This is a genomic window from Pseudomonas sp. (assembly GCF_035497915.1).
Taxonomy (GTDB): Bacteria; Pseudomonadota; Gammaproteobacteria; order Pseudomonadales; family Pseudomonadaceae; genus Serpens.
This window is the reverse complement of the sequence record NZ_DATJCS010000036.1, coordinates 30,408-52,595: the sequence shown is the minus strand read 5'-3', so window position 1 is coordinate 52,595 and position 22,188 is coordinate 30,408. Positions and strand designations below refer to the sequence as shown.

Sequence of the window (22,188 nt, the reverse complement as noted above, 5' to 3'; positions counted from 1 at the left end):
GCTTCACCCATTCAGTGGCTCTGACCCGTCCCTTCCAAAATAAGTTCAGCGGGCCGCGAAAAAATTTTCGCAGCCGGCCGCGTTCTTCAATGCGCCTCGTCCCAGTTCGCGCCGTCGCCGGCCTCGACCAGCAGCGGCACGGACAGCTCGGCGGCCTGGCTCATCAGGCCGACCAACGGTTCGCGCACCTGCGCCAGCAGGTCCTCGCGCACTTCCAGCACCAGTTCGTCGTGCACCTGGAGAATGACCCGCGCATCCAGGCCGCTCGCGCTCAGCCAGCCATCCACTGCCACCATGGCGCGCTTCATGATGTCGGCAGCGGTGCCCTGCATGGGCGCGTTGATCGCGGTGCGTTCGGCGGCCTTGCGCATGGCGCCGTTGCGCGACTGGATCTCCGGCAGGTACAGGCGGCGGCCGAACAGGGTTTCCACGTAGCCCTGCTCGCGCGCCTGCTCGCGGGTGCGCTCCATGTAGGCCAGCACGCCGGGGTAGCGGGCGAAGTAAAGGTCGATGTAGGCCTGCGCCTCCTTGCGATCCACACCGATCTGCTTGGCCAACCCGAAGGCGCTCATGCCGTAGATCAGCCCGAAGTTGATCGCCTTGGCGCGGCGGCGCTGCTCGCCGCTAACCTGCTCCAGCGGTACGCCGAACACTTCGGCGGCGGTGGCGCGGTGCACGTCCAGACCCTGGCGGAAGGCGCTCAGCAGGCCGGCGTCCTGCGCCAGGTGCGCCATGATGCGCAGCTCGATCTGCGAATAGTCGGCGGCCAGCAACCGGTAGCCGGGCGGCGCCACGAAGGCCTGACGGATGCGTCGGCCCTCGGCGGTGCGGATCGGGATGTTCTGCAGGTTCGGGTCGCTGGAGGACAAGCGGCCCGTGGCGGTCACCGCCTGGTGATAGCTGGTGTGGATACGTCCGGTGTGCGGGTTGATCTGCTCCGGCAGGCGGTCCGTGTAGGTACTCTTCAGCTTGCTGACCTGGCGGTAGTACATGATCACCTGCGGCAGCGGGTAGCCTTCCTCGGCCAGTTCCGCGAGCACGCTTTCGGCGGTGGACGGCTGGCCGGTGGCGGTCTTGGCCAGCACCGGCAGGCCCAGCTTGTCGTAGAGGATGGCGCCCAATTGCTTGGGCGAGCCCAGGTTGAACTCCTCGCCGGCGATGGCGTAAGCCTCGCGCTCCAGCTCCACCATGCGCTCGCCCAGCTCCAGGCTCTGTTTGCCGAGCAGCTGGGCATCCACGTAGGCGCCGTTGCACTCGATGCGCGCCAGCACCGGCATCAGCGGCATCTCGATGTCGACCAGCACGCGGGCCAGGCTGGGGATCGCCTGCAGGCGCTCCCACAGCACCCGGTGCAGCGCCAGCGCCACGTCCGCGCCCTCGGCGGCGTATGGCCCGGCCTGCTCCAGGGCCACCTGGTCGAAGCTGAGCTGCTTGGCGCCCTTGCCGGCAATGTCTTCCAGACGGGTGGTGCTGCGCCCCAGGTACTTCAGCGCCAGGCTGTCCAGGTCGTGGCGGGTCGCGGTGGAATCCAGCACGTAGGATTCGAGCATGGTGTCGAAGGCCACACCGCGCAGGGCGATGCCATAGCGCACCAGCACCTCGATGTCGGCCTTGCCGTGCTGGACGATCTTCGGCCGCGCCGGGTCCTCCAGCAGCGGCTTGAGCGCGGCCAGCGCCTCGTTGCGGTCGATCTGCGCCGGCACACCCATGTAGCTGTGCGCCAGCGGCAGGTAGGCCGCCTCGCCGGGTGCGACGGCGAAGGCCAGGCCGACCAGGTCCGCCTGCTGCGGGTCGCTGCCGTTGAGCTTGGTGTTGAAGGAGAGGTACTCGGCCTGCTCCAGCCGCTTCAACCAGGCCTGGAAGTCGGCCGGATCGGTCAGGGTCACGTACTGCGCGGGCGCGGCTTCATCAGCGCCCGCCGACTCGGCAAACAGGTCATCCGTGGCGCCTGCGGCGACCGGTGCGGCCGGCGCCTCGCGCAACAGCGCATCCAGCCAGGCGCGGAATTCCAGCTGGCGATACAGCTCGATCAGCGCCTCGCGCTGCGGTTCGCCCGGATGCAGCTGATCGACGTCCACTTCCAGCGCCACATCGGTCTTGATGGTCGCCAGCTGGTAGGACAGATAGGCCGCCTCGCGGTGTTCGGCGAGCTTGGCGCCCAGGGTCTTGGCGCCGCGGATCGGCAGGCCGGCGACCTGGTCGAGGTTGGCGTACAGGCCATCCAATCCGCCGGCGATGCCGTTGAGCAGGCCCTGCGCGGTCTTTTCGCCGACGCCCGGCACGCCGGGAATGTTGTCGACCTTGTCGCCCATCAGCGCCAGGTAGTCGATGATCAGCTCGGGACCGACGCCGAACTTGGTCTTCACGCCTTCCATGTCGTAGACGCTGCCGGTCATGGTGTTGACCAGGCACACGTGCGGACAGACCAGCTGGGCCATGTCCTTGTCACCGGTGGAGATCACCACGTCGCGGCCGGCGCCGGCGCAACGCCGCGCCAGGGTGCCGATCACGTCGTCGGCCTCGACGCCGTCCACGCACAGCAGCGGCAAGCCGAGGGCCCGGACGGTGGCGTGCAGCGGCTCGACCTGCACGCGCAGGTCGTCGGGCATCGGTGGGCGGTGCGACTTGTAATGCTCGAACAGCTCATCACGGAAGGTCGGCCCCTTGGCATCGAAGACCACCGCGAAGGGGCTGTCCGGGTACTGCTTGCGCAGGCTGAGCAGCATGTTCAGCACACCCTTCACCGCGCCGGTCGGCAGGCCGGTCGAAGTGGTCAGCGGCGGCAGGGCGTGGAAGGCGCGGTACAGGTAGGACGAACCGTCCACCAGGACGAGGGGCGCTTGACTCATGTGCAGGTCGACCTTTTGCGCGGGCACGGCGCTAGAATGTCCGTACCTGTTAATGGATAGATCGGGGCAAAGGGTACCATGCGCGCTTTGAATCACCTGCTGTTGGCCGGCCTGCTGGCCCTGCCGTTGTGTGCTGCGGCTCAGGATCCGGTGGATGCCGAGCCGGAGGTCACCATTCGCCAGGAGGGCGACAAACGCATTGAGGAGTACCGGGTCAACGGCTTCCTCTATGCGATCAAGGTGACGCCCAAGAAGGGCCCGCCCTATTTCCTGGTGCGTGCCGACGGCAGCGACAATTTCGTGCGCGCCGACAAACCCGACATGCTGATTCCCGCCTGGGAAATCTTCCGCTGGTAGACCGCCATGTCCGTGTTCACGCCCCTCGAGCACCATGAACTGGAAGACTTCCTGGCCCCCTACGGGCTCGGTCGCCTGGTGGACTTCCAGGGCATCGCCGAGGGGACCGAGAACAGCAACTTCTTCGTCAGCCTGGAGCAGGGCGAGTTCGTCCTGACCCTGGTGGAGCGGGGCGCGCAGGACGAGTTGCCGTTCTTCATCCAACTGCTCGACGTGCTGCACGACGCCGGACTGGCGGTGCCCTTTGCCCTGCGCACCCGTGACGGCGAAGCCCTGCGGCGGCTGGCCGACAAGCCCGCGCTGCTGCAGCCGCGTCTGCCCGGTCGGCATGTGCAGGCGCCGAATGTCCATCAGTGCGCCGAACTGGGCGACTGGCTGGCCCGTCTGCACCTGGCCACCCTCGACGCGCCCCTGGAACGGCCCAGCGATCGCGGCCTGGACTGGATGCTGGAGCAGGGCCCCAGCGTGGCCCTGAGCCTGCCGGAGGAACAGTTGCCCCTGCTGCGCGGCGCGCTGGCCGAGCTGCACCATCTGGCCGATCGCCTGCGTGCGCTGCCCCGTTCCAACCTGCACGCCGACCTGTTCCGCGACAACGCGCTGTTCGAAGGCAGCCATCTGACCGGCGTGATCGACTTCTACAACGCCTGTTCGGGCCCGATGCTCTACGACCTGGCGATCTGCGCGAATGACTGGTGCTCGGACGCCGAGGGTCAGCTGGATCCGGTACGAACCGAGGCGCTGCTGGGCGCCTACTCGGCGCGCCGGCGCTTTCATCCGGCCGAGGCCGAACTCTGGCCGGCGATGCTGCGCGTGGCCTGCCTGCGTTTCTGGCTGTCGCGGCTGATCGCCGCCGAGGAGAACCGCGGTCGCGATGTGCTGATCAAGGATCCGGAGGAGTTCCGTCGCCTGCTGACCCAGCGGCAACGGGTCGCCTCGGCGTTGCCTTTCGCGCTCTGAGCGGCGCAAGCTTGACGCGTCGTCCAGTCCGGAGCTCATCCATGGACCAAACCCAGCCAGTGCCACCCAGCCTGTACGCCGAACTGCGCAGCGGCTGGGCCGCCCGCGCCAGGGCCAACCCGCTGATCACCTATGGCCTGGCGGCGGCCGCCGCCGTGGTGATCGCCCTGCTGGTCGCCAGCATCGTCTATGCCCTGCGCAACGGCCACAGCGTGCACCTCAACTACGTCCTGCTCGGCGGCGGCGCCGGCTTCGCCACTACCGCGCTGGGCGCGCTGCTCGCCATGGGGCTGCGCTCCGTGCATGTGCGCACCCAGGACAGCATGCTGGGTTTCACCGCCGGCATGATGCTGGCGGCCAGCGCCTTCTCGCTGATCCTGCCGGGCCTGGACGCCGCCGAAGGCATTTTCGGCAATGCCCCGGCGGCGGCGTTCACCGTGGTGGTCGGCCTGGCGCTCGGCGTGCTGCTGATGCTCGGCCTCGACTACTTCACCCCCCACGAACACGAGAGCACCGGCCCCTGCGGCCCGGATTGCGAGCGCCTGAACCGGGTGTGGCTGTTCGTGCTGGCGATCATCCTGCACAACATCCCGGAAGGCATGGCCATCGGCGTCAGCTTCTCGGCGGGCGACCTCAGCGTCGGTCTGCCGCTCACTTCGGCCATCGCCATCCAGGACATTCCCGAAGGCATGGCGGTTGTGCTGGCGCTGCGGGTGGTGGGGATGTCGATGTTCGGCGCGGTACTGGTAGCCATCGCCTCGGGGCTGATGGAGCCGCTGGGCGCGCTGGTCGGCCTGGGCATCTCCAGCGGTTTCGCCATCGCCTACCCGGTGAGCCTGGGCCTGGCCGCCGGGGCGATGATCTTCGTGGTGTCCCACGAGGTGATCCCGGAAACCCACCGCAACGGCCACCAGACCCCGGCGACCATCGGCCTGATGGCGGGCTTCGGGGTGATGATGTTTCTGGATACCGCGCTGGGCTGAAGCGGCACGAAGAACGCTTTTGTAGGAGCGGCTTCAGCCGCGAGCTTTTACGGACGGACAGCAAAGAGCATCGCGGCTGAAGCCGCTCCTACATTCGCGTCGGCACCAAGAAAAAGCCCCGGCATTGCCGGGGCTGTGGGTTTCTCAGGCGCAGCCTAGCCGCACTTGGAGTGCCCGCAGTTCAGGCAGGTGGCGCAACCGTCCATCTGCACCACGGCCTTGGTGCTGCACTTGCCGCACAGCTGGGCGCCGGCGGGGAAGCCTTCGCCGGGTTCGGCGGTCGTCGCGCCCTGGGTGGCCTCGTAGGCGGCGCGCTTTTCCGCCAGGTACTGGCGCTGCGCCTCGTCCAGACCCTGGCCTTCCATCATGCCGATGCTGATCAGGTGGCGTTCCACCACGCCGCCGATCTCGGCGACGATCGACGGCATGTAGATGCCGCCCTTCTTCAGGTAGCCGCCGCGCGGGTCGAACACCGCCTTCATCTCTTCCACCAGGAAGGTGCAGTCGCCGCCCTTGCGGAACACGGCGGACATGATGCGGGTGAGCGCCACGATCCACTGGAAGTGGTCCATGTTCTTCGAGTTGATGAAGATCTCGAAGGGCCGGCGCTGCTCGAACGGCGTGCCGGCGTTGAGCACCACGTCGTTGATGGTGACGTACAGCGCGTGCTCGAACAGCGGCGACTTGATCTTGTAGGTCATGCCGATCAGGGTTTCCGGACGCTGCAGCGTCTCGTCCATCTGTACCGGCGCGGCGGCGGCGAGCGCCGCGACCGGCTGGGGCGCGGCAGCCGTTTCGCTTTCCTTGGCGGCGGCGGGGCGCTCCAGGGTCTGGTCGACCACCTTGAAGCCCTTGATGCGTTTTTCGATCTTCACGGTCATAGCAATCTACTCCCGGCCGGACGCCCCCGGCGCCCGACCCTGCAAAAATGAAACGGCCTCAGTACTTGCCGTAATAGCCTTCCTTGAGGGCGTCGAACAGGTTGGCGGCGGTGTTCACCTCGCCGTCGTACTCGACCATGGCGTTGCCCTTGAACTCGACCACGCTGCCGTCTTCCAGCTCGAAGCGGTACAGGGTGTTCTCCAGGTCCGCTTCCTTGACCAGCACGCCCTGGAAGGCCTTGGGGTTGAAGCGGAACGTGGTGCAGCCTTTCAGGCCCTGGCGCCAGGCGTAGCGGTAGATGTCCTTGAACGCCTCGAACGGATAGTCGGTCGGCACGTTGGCGGTCTTGGAAATCGACGAGTCCACCCACTTCTGGGCGGCGGCCTGGATGTCCACGTGCTGGGTCGGGCCGATGTCGTCGGCGGCCACGAAGTAGTCCGGCAGCTTGCAGGCCGGATCCTCGCTGCCCGGCTCGGCCTTGGCGTTGACCAGCGTGCGGTAGGCCAGCAGCTCGAAGCTGAACACGTCGACCTTTTCCTTGGCCTTGCGGCCAGTGCGGATCACGTTGCGCGAGTACTTGTGGGCGAAGCTCGGCTCGATGCCGTTGGAGGCGTTGTTGGCCAGGCTCAGGCTGATGGTGCCGGTCGGCGCGATGGAGCTGTGGTGGGTGAAGCGCGCGCCCTGTTCGGCCAGCGCCTCGATCAGCTGCGGCGCGTATTCGGCCAGGCGCTGCATGTAGCGCGAGTACTTGGCGTGCAGCACGCGGCCGGGCACCTGGTCGCCGACCTTGTAGCCGTCCTTGGCCATTTCCGGACGCTTGCGCAGCATCTCGGCGGTCACCGGGAATTCCTCGGCCAGCAGCGGGGCCGGGCCCTTTTCGCGGGACAGTTCCAGCGCCTCTTCCCAGCCGACCACGGCCATCTCGCGCGCCACTTCCTCGGTGAACACGCAGGCTTCCGGGCTGCCGTAACGCATCTTCAGCAGGGTCAGGGTCGAGCCCAGGCCCAGGAAGCCCATGCCGTGGCGGCGCTTGTGCAGGATCTCGTGGCGCTGCTGCTCGAGCGGCAGGCCGTTGATCTCCACCACGTTGTCCAGCATGCGGGTGAAGATGCGCACCACCTTGCGGTACTTGTCCCAGTCGAAACGCGCCTCGGCGCCGAACGGGTCGATCACGAAGCGGGTCAGGTTCACCGAGCCCAGCAGGCAGGAGCCGTAGGGCGGCAGCGGCTGCTCGCCGCACGGGTTGGTGGCGCGGATCGCCTCGCACCACCAGTTGTTGTTCAGCTGGTTGACGCGGTCGATGAGGATGAAGCCCGGTTCGGCGAAGTCATAGGTGGAGACCATGATCATGTCCCACAGGTGACGCGCCTTGACGCGACCGTACACGCGGCAGGCCACCAGGCCGTCATCGCGCACGATGTAGTCGTCGTGGATCGGCCACTCGCGCCACAGCACCTGGCTGGCGTCGTCCAGGTCGACCTCGTGGCGTTCCTTGGGGTGCACCGGGAAGATCAGCGGCCACTCGCCGTCGTTTTCCACCGACTGCATGAACTCGTCGGTAATCAGCAGGCTCAGGTTGAACTGGCGCAGGCGGCCATCTTCACGCTTGGCGCGGATGAATTCGCGCACGTCCGGGTGGCAGACGTCGAAGGTGCCCATCTGCGCGCCGCGGCGGCCGCCGGCGGAGCTCACGGTGAAGCACATCTTGTCGAAGATATCCATGAACGACAGCGGGCCACTGGTGTGCGCGCCGGCCCCGGAAACAAACGAGCCGCGCGGCCGCAGGGTGCTGAATTCGTAGCCGATGCCGCAGCCGGCCTTGAGGGTCAGGCCGGCCTCGTGGACCTTGCCGAGAATCTCGTCCATCGAGTCGCGAATGGTCGCCGACACGGTGCAGTTGATGGTCGAGGTTGCCGGCTTGTAATCCAACGCGCCAGCGTTGGAGATGATGCGTCCGGCGGGAATCGCGCCATTGCGCAGCGCCCAGAGGAACTGCTCGTGCCAGTACTCGCGCCGTTCGGGTGCTTCCACCTCGGCCAGCGAACGGGCGACACGCTTCCAGGTATCGTCCACATCGCCATCGATGGGGGTGCCGTCCTTGTCCGTCAGGCGGTACTTCTGCGCCCAGATGTCTTCGGAAGCCGCCTGCAGGGCGATTTCAAAAGTCTGTTTGCCCGCCGTCATCGGCCCATCGGTCTTCGCCATGCGCGTCTGCCTCATTCGCAAGGGGTTGAAAAAAAGGCTGCGGATTGTACTCCAATACAGCCCGAGCGAAAGTCCCTGGCATTTTCCCGAACACTTTATCTAGTGGGTGCCGGAACAAGCAGACACAATACCTGCCCTGCGTTACGGTTCAACGGCCGAGATGCCGCAGTCGCTGAAAATGTCGACTTCGTCGCTAAGCGTCAGACGCCAGGCGGGTTGTGCGGGTGCCGGCAGCTGGTCTGAAAAGTGGAAAACGGCGGGGCGGCGAGCCATTCGTCGGCCGAATCTGCGGGGCCGAGCTAGACGCCGCTGGCCGGCGTAAAGCCGGCCCTGCAAAAGCAGGCATTTCGGCGACGGCCGGCCGGTTGATTCCGGCCGGTGGCGGTGGGCGCGGCCCGGGCTCTAGCGCGCGGCTGGAGTCAGGCAGCCGGCGAGTTGCTCGCCGAGGGTTTCCAGCAGGTGCTCATAGGCGCGGGCGTCCACGGGCAGCTCGTAACCCAGCGCATCCAGCGGCGCCAGGCGCACCGGCAGGCCCTCGATCAGCGTCTGGGCCAGGCGCGGTGCCTGCGGCGGCTCGTAGAACACGCAGGTGGGCCCGGCTTCGCGCAGGCGTTCGCGCAGTTCGGCCACCTGCCGCGCGCCGGGCTGCACTTCGCCCAGGCTGAACACCCCGGCATGGCGCAGGCCATAGGCCGCCTCGAAATAGTCGTAGGCCTCGTGGAACACGAAGTAGGGTTGGTTCGCCAGCGGCGCCAGTCGTGTCCGCAGGCGCTGGTCCAGCGCGTCCAGACGCTGCTCGAAGGCCGCCAGGTTGGTCCGGTAGCGCGCGGCATTGGCCGGATCGCGCGCGGCCAGGTCGTCGGCCATGCGCGCGGCGATCACCCGGGCATTGGCCGGCAGCAGCCAGAGGTGGGCATCCAGGCTGCCGGGGCGATGGTCGTCGTCGTGATCGTCATGCGCCACCTCGGCCTCGTGATCGTCGTGGCTGCCATGCTTATCGTCGTGCTCGTCGTGGTCATGGCCGGCATGTTCCTCGCCGAAGTGCCGCAGTTGCAGGCCCGGCAGCGCCTGCACGGCCAGGCTGGGCGCGTCGCGGCCCTCCAGCAGGCGGGGCAGAAAGCTCTCCAGATCCGGCCCGACCCAGTAGAACAGCGAGGCCTGGCGCAGGCGGCGCACCTCCGAGGGCTTGAGCATGTAGTGGTGCGCGGACGCGCCCGGCGGCAGCAGCACGTCGGGCGTGCCGACACCATCCTGCACGGCGGCGGCGATCAGTTGCAGGGGCTTGATGCTGGTGAGCAGGGCGACTTCGGCACGGGCGGTCAGCGAAGCCAGACACAGCAGCAGAACAGCGGACAGACGTAGCAGCACGACAGCGACACTCGGAGGGAAAGGGTTATAGAATAACGTCTCTTTCACTCGACGTCGCCGCCATGTATCGACCCCTTCCCGACACTCCGCTGGCCTGCCTGCCGCACGACCACTCCCAGTGCGTCGATAGCGCGCTGGCCGATGCCGACGCGCTCTGCGCCCGTCAGGGCGTGCGTCTGACCGCCCTGCGCCGACGCGTGCTGGAGCTGGTCTGGCAGAGCCACAAGCCGCTCGGCGCCTACGACATCCTCGGCACCCTGAGCGAGGAGGACGGCCGCCGCGCCGCGCCACCCACCGTGTATCGGGCACTGGATTTCCTCATGGAGAACGGCCTGATCCACCGCATCGCCTCGCTGAACGCCTTCATCGGCTGCGTCCGCCCGGAGCACAGCCACCAGGGCCAGTTTCTGATCTGTCGCGAATGCCGGACCGCCATCGAGCTGGAGCAGGCGGCCATCAGCGAAGCGATCGTCGCCGGCGCGCGGAGTGTCGGCTTCCAGGTCGAGCAGCAGACCGTCGAAGTGGTCGGCCTGTGCGCGCGCTGCCAGGAGGCCGCATGAGCGACGATCTGCTGCGCCTGACGGGCGTCAGCGTGCGCTTCAACGGCCAGGACACCCTGGACGCGGTGAACCTGCGCGTGCGTCCGGGCGAAATCGTCACGCTGATCGGCCCCAACGGCGCCGGCAAGACCACCCTGGTGCGTGTCGTGCTGGGCTTGCTGAAGGCAGACAGCGGCGAGGTGTGGCGCCGCCCGAAACTGCGCATCGGCTACATGCCGCAGAAACTGCAGGTGGACGCCACCCTGCCGCTCAGCGTGCAGCGCTTCCTGCGCCTGGTGCCCGGCGTCAGCGCCGCCATGGCGCGGGCCGCGCTGGAGGAGGTCGGTGCGGCGCATGTTCTCGACCATCCGCTGCAGAAGATTTCCGGTGGCGAGCTGCAGCGCGTGCTGCTGGCCCGCGCCCTGCTGCGCAAGCCCGAACTGCTGGTGCTCGACGAGCCGGTGCAGGGCGTGGATGTCGCCGGCCAGGCGGCGCTGTACCGGCTGATCGGCACGTTGCGCGAACGCTACGGCTGCGGCGTGCTGATGGTCTCTCACGACCTGCACCTGGTGATGAGCGCCACCGACCAGGTGGTGTGCCTGAACCGCCACGTGTGCTGCTCCGGGCATCCCGAACAGGTCAGCGGCGATCCGGCGTTCGTCGAGCTGTTCGGCCGCGACGCGCGCAGCCTGGCGATCTACCAGCACCGCCACGACCACGCCCACGACCTGCACGGCGGCGTGGTCCTGAAGAAACCCCATACCCACGGCCCGAACTGCAACCATGGCTGATTTCCTGCTTCACGCGCTGCTCGCCGGCCTTGCCCTGGCGCTGGTGGCCGGCCCGCTCGGCTCCTTCGTGGTCTGGCGGCGCATGGCCTATTTCGGCGAAACCCTGTCCCATGCCGCGCTGCTCGGCCTGGCCCTGGGCCTGTGGCTGGCGATCAGCCCGACGCTGGCGATCATCGCCCTGTGCCTGCTGCTGGCGCTGGCGCTGCTCGGCCTGCAGGGCCGCCAGGCGCTGGCCTCCGACACCCTGCTGGGCATGCTGGCGCCCACCATGCTGGCCCTGGGCCTGGTGACCATGAGCCTCATGGAGGTGCGCGTCGATCTGCTGGGCTATCTGTTCGGCGACCTGCTGGCCATCAGCCGCGAGGATCTGTACTGGGTGCTGGGTGGCAGCGCGCTGGTGTCGCTGCTGCTGGTGCCGCTGTGGCGCCCGCTGCTGGCCATCACCGTGCACGAGGAGCTGGCGCGCGTCGAAGGCCTGCCGGTGGCCGGCCTGCGCCTGGCGCTGATGCTGCTGATCGCCCTGGTGATCGCCCTGGCCATGAAGATCGTCGGCGTGCTGCTGATCACCTCGCTGCTGATCATTCCCGCCGCCGCCGCGCAGCGCCATGCGCGCACTCCGGAGCAGATGGCCATCGGCGCCAGCCTGATCGGCCTGCTGGCGGTGTCGGCGGGACTGAGCCTGTCCTGGTTCCAGGACACCCCGGCCGGGCCTTCCATCGTGGTCAGCGCCGCCGCCCTGTTTCTGCTTAGCTTTGCCCTGCCGCGCCGGCGCTGATCCACGCCTTCTGTGCGCCCGTTCCGGGCAGGGTTAGAATCCCGGCGAGCGCCCCTTCGAGGTCTTCCCATGTCCATGCTCCGTTGCCTGACCCTTTTCTGCCTGGCCCTGACTATCGCCGGTTGCCAGAGCACGCCCGTGCAGGACAGCCAGCGACGGCTGTTCCTCGAGCATCTGGCCCAGGGCCAGTTGGCCCAGGCGGACCAGTTGCTGGCCGACGCCGGCAAGCGCGGCGTCGATCCCGAGCATCTGGCGCCCTATCAGCGTCAGCTGGCCGACGCCTACCTGCGCCAGGGTCAGGAAGCGCTGCAGGCGGGCGATCTGAACACCGCCACCACGGCACTGAGCCGCGCCCGCAGCCTGCTGCCCACCGCGCCGGCATTGACCGCCGGCCTGGGCGACCGGCTGGATCCGCAGGTGCGCAGCATCATGCTGCCGCTGCTGGACAAGGGCGATTACACCGCCCTGGCCGAGCAGTTCGACGCCCTGGCCGAGGAGCTACGCGCCTGCGATTGCCGCATCGTGCTGGAAGCGCGCGGCAGCTGGCAGTCCAACCGCGCCGCCGAGCTGCTGCGCGTCCGCCTGGGCGACGCCTCGGAAGTGGAAGTCAGCCATACCGCCTCGCGCGTGCCGCGCCTGCTGCTGATCAGCCCCAGCGCCGAGCAATAGGGGCTCCAGGCTGCAATTGGCAGTGTAGGGCCGGGTTTATCCCGGCCGACATTGCCGCGACCCGACACGCCGCTGGCCGGCGTAAAGCCGGCCCCACCAAAGCCCCGCCGGCCTTCTACGCCGGCACACTCATGGCCTTGGCCATGCGCGCCCACACACGGTGCCTGGCGATGGCCCTGATGAACGGCGCCAGCACCGCCGCCAGATCGGCGCCCGCCAGCAGTCCTTCGTCCTCATCCAGGCGCAACTGCCCCGGTAACGTCCTGGCCTCGCCCAGCAGGGCGATAGCCTTGAGGTGCTTGTAGGCTTCCAGCAGGTAATGCAGGGCGGTGCCATCCGCCGCCATGGCCTGCACGGCGGCTTCGCCGCCCGGCACCAGCACCGCATCGAACATGATTGACGGCAGCCCGGCCATCGAACCATCCGGCACCAAGCGACTGCCATCGCCACCCTGCACCGGCGCGGCACTCGGCGCCACCAGCTTGCACACCGCGCCCTCGGCCTTCAGCGCGGCCTGGGCGGCGCTGACGGCGGCGGCATCCACGCCATCGGCGATGAGGATGGCGATCTTGCGCGAGCGGATGTTGCCGGACAGCAGGTTCAGCTGGCTGAGGGCCGGCGACTGCTCCTGGCGGACCTTGGGCAGTTCCACCGTGCCAGCTTTCGGCGGTGGGACGCCGATGTTCGCGGCCACCCGCCGGGCCAACTCCAGATCGATGTTGGCCAGGATCTCGTTGACCTCGCGCTCGCGGATGGCCATGCGCTCCACCTTGCCCAGCTCGAAGCTGTAGGCGTCGACGATGTGCGCCTGCTCCACCTCGCTCATGCTTTTCCAGAACAGCCGCGCCTGGGAGAAATGATCGCCGAACGATTCGCTGCGGTTGCGGATCTTGTGCCCCTCGATGCGCTCGGGATAACTCTCGAAGCCGCCGCCGGCGGGGCCTGCCGGGGTTTCCTTCGGCCAGCCGGAATCGATGGAGTTGGGCTCGTAGGAGGCGCGACCCTTGTGCACCTGGTGCTGGTGGTAGGCGTCGCGCTGGTTGTTGTGGAACGGGCAGACCGGCCGGTTGATCGGGATCTGGTGGAAGTTCGGCCCGCCCAGGCGCAGCAACTGGGTGTCGGTGTAGGAAAACAGCCGCCCCTGCAACAGCGGATCGTTGCTGAAGTCGATGCCCGGCACGATGTGTCCCGGGTGGAAGGCCGCCTGTTCGGTCTCGGCGAAGAAGTTGTCCGGGTTGCGGTTGAGGGTTAGCTTGCCGATCGGCCGCACCGGCACCTGCTCCTCGGGAATGATCTTGGTCGGGTCCAGCAGGTCGAAGTCGAAGCTGTGCTCGTCGGCCTCCTCGACCACCTGCACGCCCAGCTCCCATTCCGGGTAGTCGCCGCTCTCGATGTCCTCCCAGAGCGTGCGGCGATGGAAATCCGCGTCCTTGCCGGCCAGTTTCTGCGCCTCGTCCCAGAGCAGCGAGTACACACCGGACAGCGGCCGCCAGTGGAACTTCACGAAGCGGCTGGTGCCTTGCGCATCGATCATGCGGAAGGTGTGCACACCGAAACCCTGCATGGCCCGCAGGCTGGAGGGAATGGCCCGGTCGGACATCGCCCAGATGACCATGTGCGCGCTTTCCGGCACCAGCGAGACGAAGTCCCAGAAGGTGTCATGGGCCGAGCCGCCGGTGGGAATCTCGTTGTGCGGCTCGGGCTTCACCGCGTGCACGAAGTCGGGAAACTTGATGGCGTCCTGGATGAAGAACACCGGCATGTTGTTGCCCACCAGATCGAAGTTGCCTTCCTCGGTGTAGAACTTCACCGCGAAGCCGCGTACGTCGCGCACCGTGTCCGCCGAGCCGCGCGGGCCCTGCACGGTGGAAAAGCGCACGAACACCGGGGTGACCCTGGCCGGATCCTGCAGGAAACCCGCCTTGGTCAGCTGCGCCTGGGATTCGTAGACCTGGAAGACGCCGTGGGCCGCCGTGCCGCGCGCATGCACGATGCGCTCGGGAATGCGCTCGTGGTCGAAGTGCGTGATCTTCTCACGCATGATGAAGTCTTCGAGCAGGGACGGGCCGCGATCCTTGGCCTTCAGGGTGTTCTGGTTGTCGGCGATCTTCACCCCCTGGTTGGTGGTGAGCGCCTGGCCGGTGGCGTCCGAGCGGTACGGCTCGAGGGCGTCCAGCTTGTCGCTGTGGTTCTGCCGGTCCGTGGTGTCGGTGCCGGCCAGTTCGCTGGGGCCGTTGGGTTGCTGGGCCATGGATTTCTCCTCCTCTGAGCCGCACGCAATCGATTCAGGAAGGACCGGCACCGCAATCGGATGTTCCTCGCCGCTTACCAACCGCCTGCGTGGCCCGGACGCCACAATCGGCTAAAATGCGCCACTTTTGCCCGCACGCCATGGGCACGTCATGCACCCACAAGGTCCGCACACGTGATCGAGTTCCAGCAAGTCCACAAGACCTACCGCGTCGCCGGCCGCGACGTACCGGCCCTGCAGCCCACGGATCTCGTGGTTGAAACGGGCGAAGTGTTCGGCCTGATCGGCCACTCCGGCGCCGGCAAGAGCACCCTGCTGCGCCTGATCAACCGCCTGGAAAACCCCAGCGGCGGGCGCATCGTCGTCGACGGTGAGGACGTCACCGCCCTGGATGCCGACGGCTTGCGCGCCTTTCGTCGCCAGGTCGGCATGATCTTCCAGCACTTCAACCTGCTCAGCTCCAAGACCGTGGCCGACAACGTGGCCCTGCCGCTGCGCCTGAGCGGCGCGCTGTCGGCGGCCGACATCGACCGCCGGGTGAATGAACTGCTCGGCCGCGTCGGCCTGCAGGACCACGCGCGCAAGTACCCGGCGCAACTGTCCGGCGGCCAGAAGCAGCGCGTCGGCATCGCCCGCGCGCTGGCCACCGACCCGAAGATTCTCCTGTGCGACGAGGCCACCAGCGCCCTCGACCCGCAGACCACCGCCCAGGTGCTGCAGCTGCTGGCCGAGATCAACCGCGAGCTGGGCCTGACCATCGTGCTGATCACCCACGAGATGGACGTGATCCGCCGCGTCTGCGACCGCGTGGCGGTGATGGATGCCGGGTGCATCGTCGAGCAGGGCGCCGTCGCCGAGGTGTTCCTGCATCCGCAACACCCAACCACGCGGCGTTTCGTGCTGGAGGACGAATCGGTCGACGAGCACGAGCAGCACGAGGACTTCGCCCATGTGCCGGGGCGCATCCTGCGCCTGACCTTCCAGGGCGAGGCCACCTACAAGCCGCTGCTGGGCAGCGTGGCCCGCGAGACCGGGGTGGACTACAGCATCCTGGCCGGGCGCATCGACCGCATCAAGAACACCCCTTACGGCCAGCTGACCCTGGCCCTGACCGGCGGCGACCTGGACGCCGCCCTGAGCCGCCTGCAAGCCGCCGAAGTCCATGTGGAGGTACTGCGCTGATGTTGGAGAAATTCTTGCCCAACGTGTTCTGGCCGGAAATCTGGCAGGCCAGCCTGGACACCCTGGCGATGCTCGGTGGCTCGCTGCTGTTCTCCGTGCTGTTCGGCCTACCGCTGGGCGTGTTGCTGTTCCTCACCGGGCCGCGCCAGCTGCTCGACAACCCCCGGCTGTACCGCTTGCTGTCGCTGGTGGTCAACGTGCTGCGCTCGGTGCCCTTCGTCATCCTGCTAATCCTGATGATGCCGCTGACCGAGCTGGTCGTCGGCACCTCGCTGGGCACCATCGGCGCCATCCCGCCGCTAGTGGTCGGCGCCACACCGCTGTTCGCCCGCCTGGCCGAGACCGCCCTGCGCGAAGTCGACCGCGGCATCATCGAGGCGACCCAGGCGATGGGGGCCACCACCCGGCAGATCATCTTCCAGGCACTGTTGCCCGAAGCACGACCCGGCCTGCTCGCCGCAGCCACCGTCACCGCCATCACCCTGGTGTCCTACACCGCTATGTCCGGCCTGATCGGCGGCGGCGGCCTCGGCGACCTGGCGGTGCGCTACGGTTACCAGCGCTACCAGCCCGACGTCATGGCGGTCACCGTGGTCCTGCTGCTGGTGATCGTGCAGGTGCTGCAGAGCGTCGGCGACCGTCTGGTGATCCGCTTCTCGCACAAGTAATCCGACGAGTCGGCCAGCCGCCGTCCCGCCGTTCCATCCCACAAGGAGTTCAACCATGAAGAAACTGCTGGCCGCCGCGACCCTGTTCGCCGCTTTCTCCGCCCAGGCGGCGGAAACCCTCAGCGTGGCGGCCACCGCCGTGCCGCATGCCGAGCTGCTGGAGTTCGTGAAGCCGATGTTGGCCACGGAAGGGGTGGAACTGAAGGTGCGCGTGTTCACCGACTATGTGCAGCCCAATCTGCAGGTCGCCGAAAAGCGCCTGGACGCCAATTTCTTCCAGCACCAGCCCTACCTGGACGAGTTCAACAAGAGCCGTGGCACCCAGCTGGTCAGCGTGGCCGGCGTGCACGTCGAGCCGTTCGGCGCCTACTCGCACAAGATCAACGACATCGAGGACCTGCCCGAGGGCGCCAACGTGGTGATCCCCAACGACGCCACCAACGGCGGCCGCGCCCTCCTGCTGCTGGCCAAGGCGGGCATCATCACGCTGAAGCCGGAAGCCGGCATCACCGCCACCCCGCGCGACATCGCCAACAACCCCAAGCGCATCCGCGTGCGCGAACTGGAAGCCGCCACCCTGCCGCGCGTGCTCAACCAGGTCGATCTGGCGCTGATCAACACCAACTACGCCCTGGAAGCCGGCCTCAACCCGGCCGAAGACGCGCTGGTCATCGAGGGCAGCGAATCGCCCTACGTGAACATCCTGGTCAGCCGCGAGGACAACAAGAACGCGCCGGCCATGCAGAAACTGGCCAAGGCCCTGCACAGCGACGCGGTCCGCGACTTCATCGCCGAGAAGTACCAGGGTGCCGTGGTGCCGGCGTTCTGATCCGGCTGCCTCGCGCGCTCACGAAGCCCGCCTTGTGCGGGCTTCGTTGTTTCAGGTTCGGATCGGCGGAGAACAACCTGTAGGGCCGGCTTTATGCCGGCCAGCGGAGTCAAATTCCCCACCTTCGCTACATCCATCCCGTCGGCCGGGATAAACCCGGCCCCACAAGATGGGGCGCGCGTAGGGTGGTCAACGCTTGCGTTGGCCACCAACCCGCCGGAACGGCGGGCTTTCGGCGCCTGACGTCTGGGTGAAACGCCTTCTAGTCCACCAAACCCCGCGCCTCCAAATTCTGCCGCCGCCCCAACCAGCGCCAGGCCACCCACCCGGCGCCCAGCAGGTACAGCACCCCGCCCGGCACCCACATCAGCAGACCGGCCAGTTGCTGGTCGGCCAGGCTGCGCGCGTCGCCATAGAAGGACAGCGGCGCGAAGGTCAGCAGGGCGCCGAGCAGGCCGGTGTGCATCAGCGTCAGCAACACCGCCAGCAACGCCTGGGGCGCCTGGCGCGGCGGGGCGCGCAGCACCGCCCACCAGAACAGCCAGGCGCTGAGCAGGAAGCAGGCGTGTTCGATGGCGTGCCACCAGAGGTTGTCCAGCGCCAGCTGGTACAGCCGGGGCACGTGCCAGATCCAGATCACCGCGCCGTGCAGCAGCGCCAGCGCCCCGGGATGCCGGGCGCTGCGCAACAGCGGATTCCACAACGGCTGCAACGTACGGCCCAGCACGCTGCGCCATTGCGGCAACGGCCGCGCCAGCGCAGCCAGCGGAGCGATCACCAGCATGAACAGCATGTGCTGACTCATGTGCCAGCTGGCGCTGGTTTCCGCCCAGTCGTCCAGCGGCCCGAAAATGGCCAGCACGGCGAGCAGCAGGGCCAGGTGAAAACAGGCTATCTTCGGTTTGCGTGGCGGCACTCGCCGGCTGCCGAGCAGATACAGCGCCCAAGCCGTGAGCATCAGCGCCCCGGTCAGCCACAGGGGCAGGCGTTCGCTGAAGGCCTGCTCGAACAACCCGTGGGCCAGTGCCGGCAGCGGCAGGCACACCATCAACCCGAGGATCAGGCGCACGGCGGCAAGCCCAGCAGGGTCAGGCCGATAAAGGCCGTGGCGGCGGCACCGACCAGATGCACGCCGGCCGCCAGACGCAACAGAAAGCGCTGCGACGAATTGGTCGCGGCGGAGCGCCAGCTGAACAGCGCCAGCCCGAGCAGCAGCAACAGGGTCAGCCCGGTGAAGCCGCCAAGCAGCGCATTCAGCCAGGTGGCGGCCCCGTCTTCCGGCGCTGGCGGCGCCAAGGCGCAGCCCAGCCCCTGGGCGCCATACAGCGCCACGAACCACAGGCTCCAGATCACCAGGCCGAGAATGCTGTGCAGCGGATGGACGCGCAGGCGACTCATGAGCCGCTCCCCCAGCCCAGCGGGAACAGCACCAGGGCCGCATAGCTGAGCCACAGCACCCCGAGGTTGTAGAACCACAGTTGCGCCACCACCAGCGGTTCGTAGGGCTGCTGGTCGCTGACGTAGCCCAGCCGGGCACGCCAGGCCTGCAAGGCGGTCAGGATCGCCGCCAGGGCGCAATGGATCAGGCTGTAAAGCAGCATCACCAGCGCCACTGTATCCAGCGAGCGCACCCGGGGCTGCAGCTCGGCACCCTGCAGCGTGACGATCAGCACCGCCACCTGCAGCAGCGCCAGCAGGGCAAGCAGCGCCAGATGACTATCCAGCCGCGCCGCGCCGCCCCGGCGCACCCGGCGCAGCAGCAGGCCGAGGTACAGCGTGCCAGCCGTCAGCAGCAGAACGCTGCCCAGCAGCCAGCCCGCATCGATCGCCACCGGGACCGGCGCCGCGCCGGGCGTGACGATGCCCAGATAGAACCAGCCAAACAGCAACGACAGGTACAGCGCACCATTGGCCACCAGGGTCACCGCCATGCCCCACGCGCCCGGGCCGTCATGGGTCTGCCAGTGCAGCGGCGGCTGATCCGCCTGCACCCGCGGGCTCGCCTCGGGGTTGAGCAGCGGCCCGTTGCGCCACGACCAGCGCAGCAGCACCGCCAGAATCACCGCGCACAGCCCCAGCGCCAGACCGTACTGCTTCACCAGCAGGCTCAGGCACAGGCCGGCCAGCAGCAGGGCGGCGAGCAACGGAAGCCCGGTGTTGCCGGGCAGCTGGGTGATGTCGCGCACCCGCCCGGTCAGCGCCTCCACGCCCCAGGTATCGCGGCGTCCGTGCTCGATTTCCGCCAGTGCATGCTCGCCATTGGCGATGCTGCCCGCCAGCCCAGGTTCCCGCCACAGTGGATGGCGATTCTTCACATCCGGCAGGCTGAGAAAATTGAACGAGTCCGGCGGCAGCGCGGTGGCCCATTCCAGGGTGTCGGCCTGCCAGGGGTTGTTGCCGGCCGGGCGGCCAAAGCGGAAATGCAGCAGCAGGTCCAGCAGGCAGGTCGCCACCCCGGCGGCCATCACGAAACTGCCGATCGAGGACACCAGGTTCGGCAGGTCCCAGCCCAGGCCGCTGTCGTAGGTGTAGACGCGCCGGGGCATGCCCAGCAGGCCGGTCCAGTGCATGACCAGGAAGGTCAGGTTGAAGCCGATGAACACCAGCCAGAAGCCCCAGCGGCCGAGGCGCTCGGAGGGCATGCGCCCGGAGAAGTGCGGCAGCCAGTAGTACAGGCCGGCCATCAGCGGAAAGAACATGCCGCCGACCAGCACGTAGTGCATGTGCGCCACCACGAAATGGGTGTCGTGCACCTGCCAGTCGAAGGGCACCAGCGCCAGCATCACCCCGGTCAGCCCGCCGGCAACGAAAACGATCAGGAAACCCACCAGCCAGAGCATCGGCACCTGATAGCGCGGCTGGCCCAGCCACAGGGTGCTCAGCCAGGCGAACACTTGCACACCGGTGGGAATCGCCACCAGCATGCTGGCCGCCGAGAAGAAGGCCAGCGCCAGTTGCGGAATGCCCACGGTGAACATGTGGTGTACCCACAGCCCGAAACTGATGAACCCGGTGGCCAGCACGCTGAGCACCACCCAGCGGTAGCCGACCAGCGGCCGTCCGCAGAACACCGGCAGCAGCGTGGAGACGATGCCCGCCCCCGGCAGGAAAATGATGTACACCTCGGGGTGGCCGAACAGCCAGAACAGGTGCTGCCAGAGCAACGGATCGCCGCCACGGCTGGGGTCGAAGAACGGCAGGCCGGCGGCGCGCTCCAGCTCCAGCAGAACGCTGCCGAGGATCAGCGGCGGAAAGCCGACCACGATCATCCCGGCCATCACCAGGATGTACCAGGCGTAGATCGGCATCTGATGCAGAGCCATGCCGCGTGCCCTGAGCCGCAGGATCGACACCACCAGTTCGACGCCGGCGCTGACGGCGGAAATCTCCACGAAGGTGATGCCCAGCAGCCAGAAATCCGAGTTCAGGCCCGGCGTATGCACCGCGCTGGACAACGGCGTGTACATGAACCAGCCGGCCTTGGGGGCGATTTCCAGCACCAGGCTGGCGGTGAGAATGATGCCGCCGAACAGGTAGCACCAGTAGCCCAGCGCCGACAGACGCGGGAAGGCCAGGTCGCGGGCACCGAGCATCTTGGGAATCAGGTAGACCGCCAGCCCCTCCATCATCGGCACGGCGAACAGGAACATCATCACCGTGCCGTGCATGGTGAACACCTGGTTGTAGAGGTCCGGCTCCAGCAGCACGTAGCCGGGAACGGCCAGCTGGGCGCGGATCAGCATGGCCAGCAGCCCGCCGACCAGGAAGAACACCGCGCCGGTGACCAGGAAGCGCCGGCCGATGGCGGTGTGGTTGACCACGGTCAGCTCGCGCCAGCCGGGCGCGGTGCCCCACACGGCCTCGAACTGGGCATGCAGGCGGGCCGGATCGGGATGCGGCGTGCGGCGCTTCATGGCGCGAGGCCCTCCAGCCAGGCCGCCAGGGCGTCCAGCGTCGTCTCGTCCACGTCGTCATGGTTGGGCATGCCATTGCCGGGTTTGAGGCGCTGGTGCTCGCGCAGCCAGCGGCGCAGGCCGGCGGCATCGTTGGCGATCACACCGGCGCCCAGGGTCGGCCGCGAGGCGAGATCGCTGAGATCCGGGGCGCGCCGGCCTTCGCTGATGCCGGCGACCCGGTGGCACAGCCCGCAGCGCTCGGCGAACAGCTCGCCGGCGGCACCCTCCGCCGGCGCGATGGTCGCGCGCTGTTCACGCCTCGCCAGCCAGTCCGCGAAGCGCTCCGCCGGCAGGGCTTCGACATGCAGGATCATGTGCGCATGCTGGGCGCCGCAGAATTCCGAACACTGGCCGCGAAACACGCCCTCACGCTCCGCCTGCAGCCGCACCACCCCGCGCCGGCCGGGCGTCATGTCCAGCTTGCCGCCCAGGCTCGGCACCCAGAAGGCGTGGATGACATCGGCGCTGCTCACCTCGATATCCACCGGCCGGCCCACCGGCAGCACCAGCTGATTGGCGGTGAGCACGCCGCTCTGTGGGTAGCGCACCTCCCACCACCACTGGTGGCCGGTGATCGACACGCGCAGCGCCGCATCCTCCTGGGGCAGCATGCCCCGGGCGCCATTCACACCGTACAGCAGCAGCGCACTGACGCTCAGGGTGGGCAGCAGCAGACCGCCGCCGATCAGCAGGCGACGCTGAATCCGCCGCGCCTGCGGCTGGGAATACTGGCGGGGCGCCCGCAACAGGGCATACAGCCAGAGCACGCTGACCAGCAGCAGCACCGCTCCGGCCACGCCACTCATCACCCACCAGAGGCGGGCCAGCTCACCGGCCGTGGCGCTGGCCGGATCGAGCGCCGACTGCGGGCCCCGGCAGCCAGCCAGGCCGGGAACTGCCAGGCCCCACGCGGTCCATTGCAGAACA

Annotated in this window: 19 protein-coding genes; 10 read left to right on the top strand and 9 right to left on the bottom strand. The window is 67.9% G+C overall.

Annotated elements, in window-relative coordinates:
• Positions 1 to 86 precede the first annotated feature (86 nt).
• The gene (gene polA, locus VL129_RS10495; protein WP_325412764.1) at positions 87 to 2,849 is read right to left on the bottom strand and encodes a DNA polymerase I; all 2,763 of its coding nucleotides are present in this window, start codon (positions 2,847 to 2,849) and stop codon (positions 87 to 89) included.
• A gap of 78 nt (positions 2,850 to 2,927) precedes the next feature.
• On the opposite strand from polA, the gene VL129_RS10490 reads away from it, so the two are divergent.
• From VL129_RS10490 to VL129_RS10480, 3 genes are read left to right on the top strand one after another with little or no spacing between them, the layout of a single operon-like run.
• A complete protein-coding gene (locus VL129_RS10490; protein ID WP_325412763.1) occupies positions 2,928 to 3,206 on the top strand; it encodes a DUF2782 domain-containing protein in 279 nt (92 codons plus the stop codon).
• A 6-nt stretch (positions 3,207 to 3,212) separates the two neighbouring features.
• Complete coding sequence (locus tag VL129_RS10485; protein WP_325412762.1) at positions 3,213 to 4,163, top strand: homoserine kinase; 951 nt, start codon at positions 3,213 to 3,215, stop codon at positions 4,161 to 4,163.
• A 41-nt stretch (positions 4,164 to 4,204) separates the two neighbouring features.
• A complete protein-coding gene (locus tag VL129_RS10480) occupies positions 4,205 to 5,146 on the top strand; it encodes a ZIP family metal transporter (protein WP_325412761.1) in 942 nt (313 codons plus the stop codon).
• A gap of 155 nt (positions 5,147 to 5,301) precedes the next feature.
• On the opposite strand, the gene VL129_RS10475 is transcribed toward VL129_RS10480, so the two are convergent.
• The 3 genes from VL129_RS10475 to VL129_RS10465 form a co-directional block, all read right to left on the bottom strand.
• Positions 5,302 to 6,027 (bottom strand): TSCPD domain-containing protein, encoded by a 726-nt coding sequence (locus tag VL129_RS10475; protein WP_325412760.1) that lies wholly within the window; start codon positions 6,025 to 6,027, stop codon positions 5,302 to 5,304.
• A 58-nt stretch (positions 6,028 to 6,085) separates the two neighbouring features.
• Positions 6,086 to 8,248, bottom strand: a complete 2,163-nt coding sequence (locus tag VL129_RS10470; RefSeq protein ID WP_414705187.1) for an adenosylcobalamin-dependent ribonucleoside-diphosphate reductase — start codon at positions 8,246 to 8,248, stop codon at positions 6,086 to 6,088.
• 387 nt (positions 8,249 to 8,635) lie between these two features.
• The gene (locus VL129_RS10465) at positions 8,636 to 9,598 is read right to left on the bottom strand and encodes a zinc ABC transporter substrate-binding protein (protein WP_325412905.1); all 963 of its coding nucleotides are present in this window, start codon (positions 9,596 to 9,598) and stop codon (positions 8,636 to 8,638) included.
• 65 nt (positions 9,599 to 9,663) lie between these two features.
• On the opposite strand from VL129_RS10465, the gene zur reads away from it, so the two are divergent.
• The 4 genes from zur (at position 9,664) to VL129_RS10445 (ending at position 12,375) form a co-directional block, all read left to right on the top strand.
• On the top strand, positions 9,664 to 10,161 hold the full coding sequence (gene zur, locus VL129_RS10460) for a zinc uptake transcriptional repressor Zur (RefSeq protein WP_325412758.1): 498 nt from the start codon (positions 9,664 to 9,666) through the stop codon (positions 10,159 to 10,161).
• A complete protein-coding gene (gene znuC / locus VL129_RS10455) occupies positions 10,158 to 10,931 on the top strand; it encodes a zinc ABC transporter ATP-binding protein ZnuC (protein WP_325412757.1) in 774 nt (257 codons plus the stop codon). Before zur ends, znuC begins: the two co-directional genes overlap by 4 nt.
• The gene (znuB, locus tag VL129_RS10450) at positions 10,924 to 11,706 is read left to right on the top strand and encodes a zinc ABC transporter permease subunit ZnuB (protein WP_325412756.1); all 783 of its coding nucleotides are present in this window, start codon (positions 10,924 to 10,926) and stop codon (positions 11,704 to 11,706) included. The genes znuC and znuB overlap by 8 nt, the downstream gene beginning before the upstream one ends.
• Before the next feature lie 69 nt (positions 11,707 to 11,775).
• On the top strand, positions 11,776 to 12,375 hold the full coding sequence (locus VL129_RS10445; protein ID WP_325412755.1) for a hypothetical protein: 600 nt from the start codon (positions 11,776 to 11,778) through the stop codon (positions 12,373 to 12,375).
• Between the two features lie 115 nt (positions 12,376 to 12,490).
• Here VL129_RS10445 and katE read toward each other — a convergent pair whose 3' ends face one another.
• Positions 12,491 to 14,656: a catalase HPII gene (katE, locus tag VL129_RS10440; RefSeq protein ID WP_325412904.1), complete on the bottom strand. Its 2,166-nt coding sequence runs from the start codon at positions 14,654 to 14,656 to the stop codon at positions 12,491 to 12,493.
• 144 nt (positions 14,657 to 14,800) lie between these two features.
• On the opposite strand from katE, the gene VL129_RS10435 reads away from it, so the two are divergent.
• The 3 genes from VL129_RS10435 to VL129_RS10425 are packed head-to-tail and all read left to right on the top strand — an operon-like array spanning position 14,801 to position 17,305.
• A complete protein-coding gene (locus tag VL129_RS10435) occupies positions 14,801 to 15,808 on the top strand; it encodes a methionine ABC transporter ATP-binding protein (RefSeq protein WP_325412754.1) in 1,008 nt (335 codons plus the stop codon).
• The gene (locus VL129_RS10430) at positions 15,808 to 16,476 is read left to right on the top strand and encodes a methionine ABC transporter permease (RefSeq protein ID WP_325412753.1); all 669 of its coding nucleotides are present in this window, start codon (positions 15,808 to 15,810) and stop codon (positions 16,474 to 16,476) included. The genes VL129_RS10435 and VL129_RS10430 overlap by 1 nt, the downstream gene beginning before the upstream one ends.
• Positions 16,477 to 16,531: 55 nt before the next feature.
• On the top strand, positions 16,532 to 17,305 hold the full coding sequence (locus VL129_RS10425; protein WP_325412752.1) for a MetQ/NlpA family ABC transporter substrate-binding protein: 774 nt from the start codon (positions 16,532 to 16,534) through the stop codon (positions 17,303 to 17,305).
• A gap of 262 nt (positions 17,306 to 17,567) precedes the next feature.
• Here VL129_RS10425 and VL129_RS10420 read toward each other — a convergent pair whose 3' ends face one another.
• The 4 genes from VL129_RS10420 to coxB are packed head-to-tail and all read right to left on the bottom strand — an operon-like array spanning position 17,568 to position 22,148.
• Positions 17,568 to 18,353 carry a cytochrome c oxidase assembly protein gene (locus tag VL129_RS10420; protein WP_325412903.1) on the bottom strand — a complete coding sequence of 262 codons (786 nt, stop codon included), beginning with the start codon at positions 18,351 to 18,353 and terminating at the stop codon, positions 17,568 to 17,570.
• An 11-nt stretch (positions 18,354 to 18,364) separates the two neighbouring features.
• Complete coding sequence (locus tag VL129_RS10415) at positions 18,365 to 18,703, bottom strand: hypothetical protein (protein ID WP_325412751.1); 339 nt, start codon at positions 18,701 to 18,703, stop codon at positions 18,365 to 18,367.
• Complete coding sequence (ctaD, locus tag VL129_RS10410; protein WP_325412750.1) at positions 18,700 to 21,219, bottom strand: cytochrome c oxidase subunit I; 2,520 nt, start codon at positions 21,217 to 21,219, stop codon at positions 18,700 to 18,702. The genes VL129_RS10415 and ctaD overlap by 4 nt, the downstream gene beginning before the upstream one ends.
• Positions 21,216 to 22,148 (bottom strand): cytochrome c oxidase subunit II, encoded by a 933-nt coding sequence (coxB, locus tag VL129_RS10405; RefSeq protein ID WP_325412902.1) that lies wholly within the window; start codon positions 22,146 to 22,148, stop codon positions 21,216 to 21,218. The genes ctaD and coxB overlap by 4 nt, the downstream gene beginning before the upstream one ends.
• Positions 22,149 to 22,188 lie beyond the last annotated feature (40 nt).